We start from the raw sequence: 11,168 nt of genomic DNA on the forward strand, positions 1-11,168 counted from the left end.
ATTTCGCTTTGCGGCGGCACCCGTCGCCATGATAGCGACTCCGAAATGACCGATGTAGCCGCCCATGTCGCAGACCTGACGCTCCGTTCGCGTGCCGCCGCGCGTGTGCTGGCAACGGTGCCAACCGAAACCAAAGCCGCAGCATTGCGCGCGGCCGCGGCGGCGCTCGTCGCGGCGGAAGCGACGATCCTCGCCGCCAATGCCGCCGACGTGGCGAAGGCCGTCGCCTCAGGTCTTTCCTCGGCAATGCTGGATCGGCTCCGGCTCGATTCCGGCCGCGTTCGCGCAATGGCCGATGGCGTCGTGGCTGTGGCGGGGCTTGAGGACACGGTCGGCGCGACGATCGACGAGCGGACACGCCCGAACGGTCTCGTCCTGCGGCGCGTGCGCGTGCCGATCGGCGTCATCGGCATCATCTACGAAAGCCGCCCCAACGTCACCGCGGATGCCGCCGCGCTCGCGGTGATGTCGGGCAATGCGGTCATCCTCCGGGGTGGATCAGAGGCGATCGAGAGCAACCGAGCGATTCACGCGGCGATGGTTTCGGGGCTGACCGCGGAGGGTGTTTCGGCGGATGCAGTCCAGTTGGTCCAGACGACCGATCGCGCCGCGGTCGGCGCGATGCTGGCGGCAGACGGATCGCACGGAGGCGCCGCGATCGATCTGATCGTCCCGCGCGGCGGCAAGGGCCTCGTCGCGCGCGTCCAGGCGGAAGCGCGCGTGCCCGTGCTCGCGCATCTCGACGGGATCAACCACGTCTATGTCGACGCCTCAGCCGACCCTGTGATGGCGAAAGCGATCGTGCGCGATGCCAAGTTGCGGCGGACCGGCGTCTGTGGCGCGATGGAGACGTTGCTGATCGATCGCGGATATGGCGATCCGGACGGCCTGGTCTTGGCGTTGTGCGATGGCGGGTGCGAAGTTCGCGTCGATTCGGCGCTGTCGGGGCGATTGCCGGCACTGCCCCAGGCAACGGACGCCGATTGGGATACCGAATACCTTGAGGCGATCGCTTCGGCGGCGCTGGTTGATGGGGTCGATGGCGCAATCGCGCATATCGATCGGCACGGATCGCATCATACCGACGCGATCGTCGCCGCCGACCCAGCCGTTGCCGAGCGGTTCCTCGCCGAAGTCGACAGCGCAATCGTCCTGTGGAACGCGTCCACCCAGTTTGCGGACGGCGGCGAGTTCGGCCTCGGCGCCGAAATCGGAATTGCCACCGGGCGGCTGCACGCGCGCGGCCCGGTCGCGCTCGAAGGGCTTACCACCTACAAATGGATCGGCTACGGTACGGGACAGATCCGCGGTTGATGCGGGTCGGTCTTCTCGGCGGCTCGTTCAATCCCGCGCATGGCGGCCACCGTGCGATCAGCCTCGCCGCGCTGGATGCGCTGGGGCTGGACGAAGTATGGTGGCTGGTCTCGCCCGGCAATCCACTCAAGGATAGCCGTCGGGATATGGCGCCATTCGCCGCGCGCGTTGCATCCGCGACCAAGATGGCACGCCGCGCACCGATCCGCGTCAGCGCGATCGAACAGCGTCTGGGCACGCGCTACACCGTGGATACCGTCACGCGGCTCCGCCGGCTTTACCCCAGAAAGCGCTTCATCTGGCTGATGGGCGCGGACAATCTCGCGCAGTTCGATCAGTGGAAAGGGTGGCGCACGATCGCGCGTGAGGTTCCGATTGCGGTGATCGCGCGTCCGGGGTATGACAGCGATGCTCTCGCGGCTCCCGCGATGGGTTGGTTGCGGCGCGCTCGTCGGCCCGCATACCAGGCGAAGAACTGGACGCAGTGGAGATTGCCGGCCCTCGTGCTGTTGCGCTTCCGCCCCGACCCGCGCTCCGCGACGCAGCTTCGTGCTGCAGACCCCGCCTGGCAGCGGCATTTCCTGCCAGATGCTGTCACTTCCCCTACCGAATAGGAATCGCCTTGGCTTCAACTTCTCCTGTGTATCGCGCGTCCGAACCCGATGAGGTCGAGGCGTTGCATCGGCTCGTGCTCGCGTCGCTCGACGACGACCAGGCGGTCGATACCATTTCGATCCCGCTGGCGGGCAAATCGACGATCGCCGACTATATGGTAATTGCGAGCGGCCGCTCGACTCGGCAGGTCGCCTCGATGGCGCAGAAGCTGGCCGAGAAGATCAAGGGTGAACTCCGCCGCTCGACCCGGATCGAAGGCTTGCCGACCGCGGACTGGGTGCTGATCGATGCCGGCGACGTGATCGTCCACCTGTTCCGCCCTGAAGTCCGCAGCTTCTACAATCTCGAACGGATGTGGGCCTTCGGTGATGCGCCGACGCCGCCTGCCACGCCCGATCCGTTCGGCGGCGAAGCGTAACACGCGCCGGCGCTGTGACCGGGGCAGGGGTAAGGGCAAATGCTGCTGCATATCATCGCGCGCGGCCGGATCGGGCGCGGGCCTGAGGCCGAACTGGTCGAGCGTTATGTCAAACGGCTGAACTGGCCCTACAAGCTGACCGAACTGCCCGACACGGGTGGCAAGATGCCGGTCCTCGAAGCGGGAACGCGTGTCGTTCTGCTGGATGAGACGGGTGTCGTGCTGCCCTCGCGCGACATCGCCGCGACGCTGGAGAAATGGCGGGACGGTGGGGTGCGCGAAGTTCGCTTCCTGATCGGTGCGGCGGACGGCTTCGACGATGCGGCGCGCGCGCAGGCGGATCTCCTGCTGAGCTTCGGGCGGGCGACGTGGCCGCATCTGCTCGCTCGCGCCATGCTTGCGGAGCAACTGTGGCGCGCCACGAGCATCCTGGCCAACCACCCCTATCATCGCGAGGGTTGATCGTGCGGTCGCGCACGCTCGTGACCCTGGTGGTGGCGGGGACGCTATGCGCGGGTAGCATGGCGCCTGCGCAACCGCCTGCGGACCGGCGCACCGAACTTGCGCGCGCGCGCGCGCAATCGGCGGCAGCGGCAGCGCGCTCGACCGCGCTGGAGCGTCTAGCCGAGGGCGAGCAGAATCAAGCGCGCCAAGCCCTTGCCCGGGAGGCTGCCGTCGCCGCGCGGATCGAACAGGCGCAGGCCGACATCGTCGCGGGGCAAGCGCAAGTTTCGATCGTCACACGTTTGCTGGACACCCATCGTACCCGTCTGGCGGCACAGCAACGCCCCGTTGCGCGCCTGCTTGCGGCGTTGCAGGCGCTGTCGCAGCGCCCGGCGCTACTGGCGGTGATTCAGCCCGGATCGCTCGACGATCTGGTCCATGTCCGAGCGGTGTTGGCGGGCGCAATGCCGGTAATCCGCGCGCGGACGGAGCGCGTCCGGACGGATCTCGCGCAGGCGCGAACGCTGCAGATGCAGGCCACGCTCGCGGGGCAGGCGCTGGCGGAAAGTCGGTCGCGGCTCGAAGCGCAGCGGCTGTCGCTCAGTCGTCTCGAACTGGCACACCGGTTGCGCGCGCGCGCCTTGGGGCGCGACGCCGTGTTCGAATCGGATCGTGCGATCGCGCTTGGCGAAACCGCGCGCGAGCTTGTCGACCTGATGGACCAGGCCGGTGCCGAAACCACCACCGAACGCGCGCTTGCGGCCCTTCCGGGGCCGGAACCCCGTCCGGGTGTCGCGGGTGCGACGATGGGCGCGATCTGGCCGGACGGTGCGCCGTATCGCCTGCCCACGACCGGAAAACTCGTCACGGGCTTCGGCGAGGTGTCGGACGCGGGCGTCCGGTCCCGCGGTTTGACCGTGGCGCCCACCGCTGGCGCACCGGTCGTCGCCCCGGCGGCGGGGCGGGTCGCCTTTGCGGGGCCGTTCCGCGGATATGGGACGATCGTCATCCTCGATCATGGCGCGGGGTGGACCTCGCTCGTCTCCGGGCTCGGCGCAACGTCCGTGGCGGTCGGCACTCAGGTCGGCGCGGGCGCGCCGATCGGCACTGCGCCGGCTGGCGCTGCGCCCCGCGTCACGGTCGAACTTCGGCGGCGCGACCGGCCGGTCGATCTCACGCCGCTGCTGGGCTGATCGCTGCGGCGGCTTGTTCCGCTTCGGTTCATGCGCCATGTGCAATGTTGATCCTGCAAACCCGGCTACGGTACAGCGTACCTTTCCGCCGCTCGAGTATTTCGCCGATGTCGCGTTTTTCAACGTCCCTGCTGCAAGCGACCGCGATTGCGGGAGTGCTGGCGATCGTTCCGGTGGGAACCAGCGCGATGGCAGCGGTCGATACCGGCACCTACCGCGAGATGTCGGTGTTCCTCGACGTCTACAATCGCGTGAAGGCGGAATATGTCGACAAGGTCGACGACAAGACGCTGGTCAAGGGCGCGATCGACGGGATGCTCGCGGCGCTCGACCCGCATAGCGCGTATGAGACCGGGCTCGATTACGACAATCTGCGGATCCAGACGCTGGGCAGCTACGGTGGCCTCGGCTTGACAGTGACGATGCAGGACGGGGCGATCAAGGTCATTGCGCCGCAGGAAGACACGCCGGGCGGGCGCGCCGGGATCAAGTCGGGCGACTATATCACCCACATCAACGGCAAGCTCATCTTCGGCCAGTCGCTGGACGAGGCGATCACCCAGATGCGCGGGCCTCCCGGATCGAAGGTCAGCCTCACGCTGCTGCGCCCAGGCCGCGACAAGCCGATCGTCGTCGCACTGATCCGCGAGAAGATCGTCCAGAAGCCGGTCAAGTGGAGCGTCAAGGACGGCGTCGGCGTCATCAACATCAACGCATTCTCGGAACATACCGGCGATGCCGTGACCGCCGCGATCAAGGGAATCCAGAAGCAGTTGGGCCGCGATCCGCTCGGCTACATCGTCGACTTGCGCGACAATGGCGGCGGGCTGCGCGACGAATCGATCGCGGTTGCGGACAATTTCCTCAGCAGCGGCGAAATCGTCTCGCAACGCGGCCGCGACAAGGCGGATATCGAGCCTTTCTATGCCGAGAGCTACGTGAAGGGCGATCTCGCGCACGGGCTGCCGATCATCGTGCTGACCAACGCAGGGACTGCGTCGGCGTCGGAAATCGTCGCAGGCGCGTTGCAGGATCATCACCGCGCGCTCGTCATGGGCGAACGCTCGTTCGGCAAGGGGTCGGTCCAGACCGTGATCGATCTCGGCGCGAACGCGGCGCTGCGCCTGACGACATCGCGCTATTACACGCCTTCGGGCCGGTCGGTGCAGGAGGGCGGGATCGAACCCGATATCGCCGTGCCACAGATCTCCGATCCGGATTATAAGTCCCGCCCGGTGTTCCGTGAGGACGATTTGCGTCGCCACCTCATCAACGAGGTCAAGGCCGACAACGCCGCGATCGAGGAAGACACCAAGACCGACCCGCGTTTCGCCGCCACGCCCGAGCAGTTGAAGGCGAAGGGGATCGAGGACTTCCAGATGAACTATGCGTTGCAGACGATCGGTCGCCTCGGCACCGCTGCTCCGCGGTCGGCAACGGCGGCCAAGTAGGATGACTGCGGAACGGTTCCCGCTTGCGCGCCTGTTGGCGCTGGTCGTGCCGGGGGCGCTGCTTGGCGGCGCGCTCGTGTCGCAATATGTCGGCGGGTTGTACCCGTGCGAATTGTGCTGGTTTCAGCGCTACCCGCATGTCGTTGCGCTCGTTCTTGCGGTCCTTGCGTTCGTCCTGCCGGGGCGGGGGACGCAGCGCCTGCTCGTCGCGCTTGCCGGGGTCGCGGTCCTAGTCAGCGGGCTGATCGGCGTCTTCCACGCGGGTGTCGAATATCACTGGTGGCAGGGCTTCACCGAATGCACGTCGACGATGACCGGCCCGGTCACGATCGAATCGATCATGAAGGCGCCGATCGTGCGGTGCGACGTCGCGCAATGGACGCTCGGCGGCATATCGCTCGCGGGGTTCAACGCGGTCTTTTCGATCGGCGGAGCAATCGCCATCTTCTGGGCATTGCGGAGGAAATGAGCATGAACTGGAAACCGGGCGATGCGCGCCGCGCGACCAAATCGATGATCCGGGTCGATCAGGCCGGGGAATTCGGCGCGACCCGCATTTATGCAGGCCAGCTCGCCGTGCTCGGGGACCGCAGCCCAGCCGCGCGCGCGATTGCTGGCATGGCGAACCAGGAAGAACGCCACCGCGCGTTCTTCGATGCGATGATGGCGCGGCGTGGGGTTCGTCCGACGCTCCTCGAACCGATCTGGAACGTGGCGGGCTTCGCCCTCGGCGCGGCAACCGCGGCGATCAGCCCGGAAGCGGCAATGGCGTGCACCGCCGCGGTCGAAACCGAAATCGACAAGCATTATGAGGATCAGCTCGTTGCCTTGGGCGACAGCGACCCGGAACTGACCGACGCGATCCGCGACTTCCAGGCCGAGGAAATCGAGCACCGCGAAACCGCACTCGCAGCGGGCGCCGAAAACGCAATCGGCTATCCGGTCCTGAGTGGGCTGATCCGGCTGGGCTGCAAGGTCGCCATCGCCACAGCCAAGCGCATTTGACGGAGACCCCGATGACTCGATCCCTGTTCCCCCGGCTGACCTTCTCCGCCGCCGCGCTGGTGGCGGTGGGGTCGGCCCTGATCGTATCTGCGCCGGTCGCCGCACAGAACGTGCCCGCCCCGACGATGACGATCTACGGCAACCAGAAATGTCCGACCGACACCAACGGCAACGAAATCGTCGTGTGTGTCCGGCGCGCGCCGGGCGAGCAGTTCCGCATTCCGAAGGAATTGCGCGAACTGGAAGTCACCCCGCAGAACCAGAGCTGGGCAGCCAAGGCCGAAGCCAATGACAAGGTCGGAGTCGAGGGCATCGGAAGCTGCTCGACGGTCGGTGCCGGCGGCGCGACGGGGTGCCTCGCGCAACGCGGCCAGCAGTGGAAGCGCGAGCGCCAGGCCGCCAAGGGCGATCAACGCGCCGTCGATCGGGCGCTCGAATAACGTGATCAGGGCGGGACGTCGCACCGTGATGCTGCTTCGCTCCGCCAGTTGAGCGCGCTCGACCGCAAGGTGCCGTCCGCAGCGGTTCGGGGGCCGCATGCGGTCGCGGCGATGCTGTTCGGCCTCGTCTGGATATCGTGCGTCTGGTTCGGGTCCTACGCCCTCAACCCCAATACGGCGACGCGCCTGTTTGCAGCCATTACGCTCGTCGAACGGGGGGACGCGCGGATCGATCGATATCAATCGCTGACGATCGACAAGGCGCAGTTCGGGCAGGGCGATGCGCGGCACTATTACATGGACAAGGCCCCCGGCATGACGCTGATGGCGCTACCTGCCGTGTGGGGCGTCGACCGCTTGACCGGCACGGAAGCGAGCGATCAGATCATCGACATCGCCAATCCGCGGCTGACGGCATTTCTGCGGGCGCGCCTCAGCGTCGCGGTCGCGTCGACCGCAGCGATCCTCACCGCCTTCGCCGCGGTCCTGTTGCTCGACCTCGGCACCGGGATTACCGGAAGTCCCGCCGCCGGGCTATTCGCGGCGCTGGGTTATGCGATGGGGTCGATCGCTTGGGGATGGTCGACCAGCCTGTTCGGCCATGCGCCGGTCGCGGCGCTGTTGTTGATCGCCACCTGGGCGATCTGGCGCGGTACCGCTGGCGCCACCGAGGAGGCGCGCGGGCGGTATCCGGTGATGGCGGGGCTCACGCTGGGATGGGCCGTCGCGATCGAGTATCAGTCCGCATTGAGCGGCGTCGCGATCGGCGTCTGGGCACTGTGGCGCACCCGGCGCTTCGCTGCGCGCGCGCGCTGGCGGATCTATGGCGTCACGCTGGTCAGCGCGGCGGCGGCGTTCGTTCCGGTGGTCGTGTATAACGTCATCGCGTTCGGCACGCCGTTCATGCTCGGATATCAAGGCGTGGTCGGGTTCGACGGGATGAACCAGGGGGTATTCGGCCTGACCTATCCAAAGCCCGCGATCCTGTGGGAAATCCTGTTCGGGCTTCGCCGGGGTCTTGTGTGGGTTTCGCCCGTGCTGCTGGTCGGGGTCGTCGGCCTCGTCGGGATGATCCGGCGCCCTGACACCCGCGACATGGGCTGGCTGGCGGTGGCGGTGATCGTGGTCGTCGTGTCGATCAACGCCTCTTATTATTATTGGGACGGCGGCGCTTCGATCGGGCCGCGGCATTCGGTCCCAGCCATCCCGTTTCTCGCGATCGGGCTCGCGCCGTTCTGGGCGTCGCTGCGGGGCCCGCGTCTGCGCCAGGCGGCAATCGGTTTGCTGGCGCTGTCGATGGTGATCAATCTGGTCATCGCCAGCACCGACATCTTCGCCCCAGAAGCGTTGGCGGCGCCCGCCTGGACGCGCAACTTCGTCGGGCTATTCCTGGCCGGCAAGCTTCAGACCTTGCCCAATCTCTTCTTCGGCTGGGGCGCGTGGTTCGGGTTCGCGCTGTATCTTGATATCGCGCTGCCCTTGCTCGCGCTGATCGTATGGCAGACGCGCCGGGCCGAGCGCGCCCTGTCAGAATAAGCGACTGCCGTTCGGGACACGCTGGTCCGGCGCGATCAGCACGACCTCGCCCGCTTCATCCGGGAAACCGAGCGTCAGCACCTCGGACATGACGGGGCCGATCTGGCGCGGCGGGAAGTTGACCACCGCCGCGACTTGCCGCCCGACGAGCTGCTCCAGCGTGTAATGCACCGTGATCTGCGCCGAAGAGCGCCGGGTGCCGATCTCGGACCCGAAGTCGATCACCAGGCGATAGGCGGGCTTGCGCGCCTGCGGGAACGGCAGCGCCTCGACGATCGTCCCGACGCGCACGTCGACCTTCAGAAAATCGTCGAATGCGATCTGTCCTGCGGTCTCGGGGGATGAAGGCTCAGAAGTCGACATCGTCATAATGTTTCGGTGCCATGATTCCCTCCATCCGCTCTGACAGCAGCGGACGGAAGCTCGGGCGGCTCTTGAACCCGCGATACCATTTCGCGGTCTGTTCGTGATTTTTCCAGTCGATCCCACCGAGATAATCCGCGACCGAAATCTGTGCCGCGGCGGCAAGATCGGCGAGGCTCATCGTCGCACCCGCCATCCAGTTGTGATGGTCGAGCAGGTAATCGGTGTAATCGAGATGTCGCACGGCCGCTTTCATTGCGTCGCGAAGCCGCTTCGAATCGGGTGGTTCCTTCGTCACAATGCGCTTTTCCATGCGCTCATGCAGCAATGGAGCGACGATATCGGCGAAAAATTGCGTGTCGAACCACGCGACGAGGCGGCGGATTTCCGCGCGGCTGGTCGCGGTGCCGTTGATCATCGCGGCCTTCTCGACCGTTTCCTCGAGATATTCGCAGATCGCCATGGAATCCATCAACAGGATGCTACGGGACTGGTCCGCCAGCACGGGGACTTGCCCCGCCGGGTTCATGTCGAGGAATTCGTCGCGCCGCTCCCATGGGCTTTCGCGGACGAGTTCATAGCCGATGCCCTTTTCGCCCAGCAAAAGCCGGACCTTGCGCGAGAACGGGCAGAGCGGGAATTGGTAAAGTTGCCACATACGGTCGTGGTAGAAGCTGTGGGACGCAGGGGGAAGATGGCGCGGGGGTTTAATCGGTCAGACGTTACGGCGTGTGGCCGGACAGCGCCGTTGAGCGCGGCTGGCCCGGGCGCGCCTCCTGCCGCGTGCCTTCCGTGACGATCCCGCCATTTTCCTCGACGACCACCTTCGCGATCGTATCGCCGTCCGTGACGAACGCGAACCTTAACGCACGCCCCGGTGCCTGGAACGTCGCGACGTCGATCGCGACGAGATCGGCGGACATGTGCCCGGATACGATGTGAAGCTGTCCTTGGGCGAGGGTAACGGCGATGTCGCCCAGCGGTGACGTGTGCCGCCCGACATAGCGCTGCAAGGTCGCCACGGGTATATTGATCGCGGCCGAGGCAGGCGGCTCGACCACGGGGCCATGCGCGTAGCTGAGCACGCGACGCATCCGGGGCGTGCCTCCCACGTCCTGCCACACGACCGCGAACCGCGCTTCGCCATCGACCCGTTCGGGTTGGCCGTCACACCGGGCATAGAAACGGTGCCGTCCGGTCAGCATCGCGCCGAACCCCGGCACCGGATCATAGGAGAGCGACCCCGCAACCAGTTCGCGGCGGACATGAAATCCCTTCGTACCGCAAGGGCCGTCCATCAACGACGCGACGACCGCGTCGCGCGAGACCGTGGCGCCGGTCTTGTCATGGTAGAACTCGACATCGGGCGTCATCATCGCTTCCATGCGCCTGCGGTCGCATGTGTTGAACGCTGCCCAGAAGGTGTCGTCCGCCGCCCTGATACGATCTTCGGTTGGTAGGGGAGCGGGGGAGTGCGTACCAACGAGCGTGGTTGCGAGCAGCGCTATCGGATGAAGCATCGACATTTCGTCCCAGTGGCGGGTTCGGTCATTCGAACTGTGTTATTCGAATAATACGCTACTATCGCCAACTGGCAAGCGAGTGGGTCGAGGGGAAAGGGAGGAGAATTTCCGACTGGTGACTTACGCCGGGCATGGCACCACGCTCCCCGCGATCGGGAAGGTTGCGGGCGCGGCTCGGGATGGCTCTTTTGGGAGAGCAAGAGCAGTTGCGTTGAACGGGCGTCGGTTTCCTGTCGCCCGGCCCGTATGCCCGGACGTCCGGACCGCAGCCTTACCCGTTCCTGCCGAAGGGACCCATCCCATGGAGTTGCCCGACGGAGCGGATGTCGACTTCTAGCGGTCGGCGTCCAGACCGAGCCCGCTTTGCGCCAGGACCGCGCGCAATCGGTCGGTCGTGCGCTGGAGTTCGGCGGTCATGCTCGCGACTCCCGTGGCGGCCTTGCCGGTCGCGGCAATCGCGCCCTTCGCGCCTTGGTGGAGGTGATCCGCATAATGGGGATCCTGCCGGGCGATGACGTCCGCCAGCGTATCCTCGGGCCGGATCCGCGCGCTGGGGTCCGCGAGTTGCGCGACCGGACCGACGTGCGTCTGGAGCAATGCGTTTGCATATTGGTCGACGACCGCGGCGAGCCCCTCCTGAATGAGCGGGTTCGACAGGAGCGCGCCCACCTTCGCCGCGTCGATCTGCGGCGACGGGCGTGGGGCAGGCTCATGCGCCAGCGCGGGAGTGGCGGCGGTGAGGGCGAACAAACCTAGGAGATACAGACGCATGGCGTACCTTTTGGACTGCGGTCAGGCGTCGCTGATAGCATCTTTTCGAAGGTACGTCGATCCGTTGGGCTGGTGGCGACGCTGCGCGGCAGTCA

The 11,168-nt window shown here is 66.4% G+C and carries 14 protein-coding genes; 10 read left to right on the forward strand and 4 right to left on the reverse strand.

The features are described 5' to 3' along the window. Window positions 1-45 precede the first annotated feature (45 nt). The 10 genes from ABIC16_RS04515 (at window position 46) to ABIC16_RS04560 (ending at window position 8,416) form a co-directional block, all read left to right on the forward strand. Window positions 46-1,314: a glutamate-5-semialdehyde dehydrogenase gene (locus ABIC16_RS04515; protein ID WP_354290182.1), complete on the forward strand. Its 1,269-nt coding sequence runs from the start codon at window positions 46-48 to the stop codon at window positions 1,312-1,314. Continuing rightward, entirely contained in the window at window positions 1,314-1,928 is a 615-nt protein-coding gene (locus ABIC16_RS04520; protein WP_277968103.1) for a nicotinate-nucleotide adenylyltransferase, read from the forward strand. The genes ABIC16_RS04515 and ABIC16_RS04520 overlap by 1 nt, the downstream gene beginning before the upstream one ends. A gap of 8 nt (window positions 1,929-1,936) precedes the next feature. Further along, window positions 1,937-2,347 carry a ribosome silencing factor gene (gene rsfS, locus ABIC16_RS04525; RefSeq protein WP_431358354.1) on the forward strand — a complete coding sequence of 137 codons (411 nt, stop codon included), beginning with the start codon at window positions 1,937-1,939 and terminating at the stop codon, window positions 2,345-2,347. 39 nt (window positions 2,348-2,386) lie between these two features. Next, window positions 2,387-2,809: a 23S rRNA (pseudouridine(1915)-N(3))-methyltransferase RlmH gene (locus ABIC16_RS04530; RefSeq protein WP_277968102.1), complete on the forward strand. Its 423-nt coding sequence runs from the start codon at window positions 2,387-2,389 to the stop codon at window positions 2,807-2,809. 59 nt (window positions 2,810-2,868) lie between these two features. After that, window positions 2,869-3,984, forward strand: a complete 1,116-nt coding sequence (locus ABIC16_RS04535) for a murein hydrolase activator EnvC family protein (RefSeq protein ID WP_354290183.1) — start codon at window positions 2,869-2,871, stop codon at window positions 3,982-3,984. 107 nt (window positions 3,985-4,091) lie between these two features. After that, window positions 4,092-5,435: a S41 family peptidase gene (locus ABIC16_RS04540; RefSeq protein ID WP_354290184.1), complete on the forward strand. Its 1,344-nt coding sequence runs from the start codon at window positions 4,092-4,094 to the stop codon at window positions 5,433-5,435. Between the two features lies 1 nt (window position 5,436). After that, on the forward strand, window positions 5,437-5,904 hold the full coding sequence (locus ABIC16_RS04545; RefSeq protein WP_354290185.1) for a disulfide bond formation protein B: 468 nt from the start codon (window positions 5,437-5,439) through the stop codon (window positions 5,902-5,904). 2 nt (window positions 5,905-5,906) lie between these two features. Next, window positions 5,907-6,440 carry a demethoxyubiquinone hydroxylase family protein gene (locus ABIC16_RS04550; protein WP_354290186.1) on the forward strand — a complete coding sequence of 178 codons (534 nt, stop codon included), beginning with the start codon at window positions 5,907-5,909 and terminating at the stop codon, window positions 6,438-6,440. Window positions 6,441-6,451: 11 nt separating this feature from the next. Then, window positions 6,452-6,880: a hypothetical protein gene (locus ABIC16_RS04555; RefSeq protein ID WP_354290187.1), complete on the forward strand. Its 429-nt coding sequence runs from the start codon at window positions 6,452-6,454 to the stop codon at window positions 6,878-6,880. Between the two features lie 48 nt (window positions 6,881-6,928). Then, the gene (locus ABIC16_RS04560; RefSeq protein WP_354290188.1) at window positions 6,929-8,416 is read left to right on the forward strand and encodes a hypothetical protein; all 1,488 of its coding nucleotides are present in this window, start codon (window positions 6,929-6,931) and stop codon (window positions 8,414-8,416) included. On the opposite strand, the gene ABIC16_RS04565 is transcribed toward ABIC16_RS04560, so the two are convergent. The 4 genes from ABIC16_RS04565 to ABIC16_RS04580 form a co-directional block, all read right to left on the reverse strand. Continuing rightward, window positions 8,408-8,785, reverse strand: a complete 378-nt coding sequence (locus ABIC16_RS04565; protein WP_277968095.1) for a tRNA-binding protein — start codon at window positions 8,783-8,785, stop codon at window positions 8,408-8,410. The genes ABIC16_RS04560 and ABIC16_RS04565 overlap by 9 nt on opposite strands. Continuing rightward, window positions 8,766-9,437, reverse strand: coding sequence for a glutathione S-transferase family protein (locus ABIC16_RS04570; RefSeq protein WP_277968094.1), 672 nt, complete (start codon window positions 9,435-9,437; stop codon window positions 8,766-8,768). The genes ABIC16_RS04565 and ABIC16_RS04570 overlap by 20 nt, the downstream gene beginning before the upstream one ends. A gap of 64 nt (window positions 9,438-9,501) precedes the next feature. Continuing rightward, window positions 9,502-10,299, reverse strand: coding sequence for a nuclear transport factor 2 family protein (locus ABIC16_RS04575; RefSeq protein ID WP_354290189.1), 798 nt, complete (start codon window positions 10,297-10,299; stop codon window positions 9,502-9,504). 336 nt (window positions 10,300-10,635) lie between these two features. Next, window positions 10,636-11,073: a hypothetical protein gene (locus ABIC16_RS04580; RefSeq protein ID WP_354290190.1), complete on the reverse strand. Its 438-nt coding sequence runs from the start codon at window positions 11,071-11,073 to the stop codon at window positions 10,636-10,638. Window positions 11,074-11,168: the final 95 nt, after the last annotated feature.

The organism is Sphingomonas sp. PvP055, assembly GCF_040546365.1.
Taxonomy (GTDB): domain Bacteria; phylum Pseudomonadota; class Alphaproteobacteria; order Sphingomonadales; family Sphingomonadaceae; genus Sphingomonas; species Sphingomonas echinoides_A.

Coding starts and splice junctions, on each gene's coding strand:
- ABIC16_RS04515 (WP_354290182.1), top strand. CDS start 46: ATGACCGATGTAGCCGCCCATGTCGCAGACCTGACGCTCCGTTCGCGT.
- ABIC16_RS04520 (WP_277968103.1), top strand. CDS start 1,314: ATGCGGGTCGGTCTTCTCGGCGGCTCGTTCAATCCCGCGCATGGCGGC.
- ABIC16_RS04530 (WP_277968102.1), top strand. CDS start 2,387: ATGCTGCTGCATATCATCGCGCGCGGCCGGATCGGGCGCGGGCCTGAG.
- ABIC16_RS04535 (WP_354290183.1), top strand. CDS start 2,869: ATGGCGCCTGCGCAACCGCCTGCGGACCGGCGCACCGAACTTGCGCGC.
- ABIC16_RS04540 (WP_354290184.1), top strand. CDS start 4,092: ATGTCGCGTTTTTCAACGTCCCTGCTGCAAGCGACCGCGATTGCGGGA.
- ABIC16_RS04545 (WP_354290185.1), top strand. CDS start 5,437: ATGACTGCGGAACGGTTCCCGCTTGCGCGCCTGTTGGCGCTGGTCGTG.
- ABIC16_RS04550 (WP_354290186.1), top strand. CDS start 5,907: ATGAACTGGAAACCGGGCGATGCGCGCCGCGCGACCAAATCGATGATC.
- ABIC16_RS04555 (WP_354290187.1), top strand. CDS start 6,452: ATGACTCGATCCCTGTTCCCCCGGCTGACCTTCTCCGCCGCCGCGCTG.
- ABIC16_RS04565 (WP_277968095.1), bottom strand. CDS start 8,785: ATGACGATGTCGACTTCTGAGCCTTCATCCCCCGAGACCGCAGGACAG.
- ABIC16_RS04570 (WP_277968094.1), bottom strand. CDS start 9,437: ATGTGGCAACTTTACCAATTCCCGCTCTGCCCGTTCTCGCGCAAGGTC.
- ABIC16_RS04575 (WP_354290189.1), bottom strand. CDS start 10,299: ATGCTTCATCCGATAGCGCTGCTCGCAACCACGCTCGTTGGTACGCAC.
- ABIC16_RS04580 (WP_354290190.1), bottom strand. CDS start 11,073: ATGCGTCTGTATCTCCTAGGTTTGTTCGCCCTCACCGCCGCCACTCCC.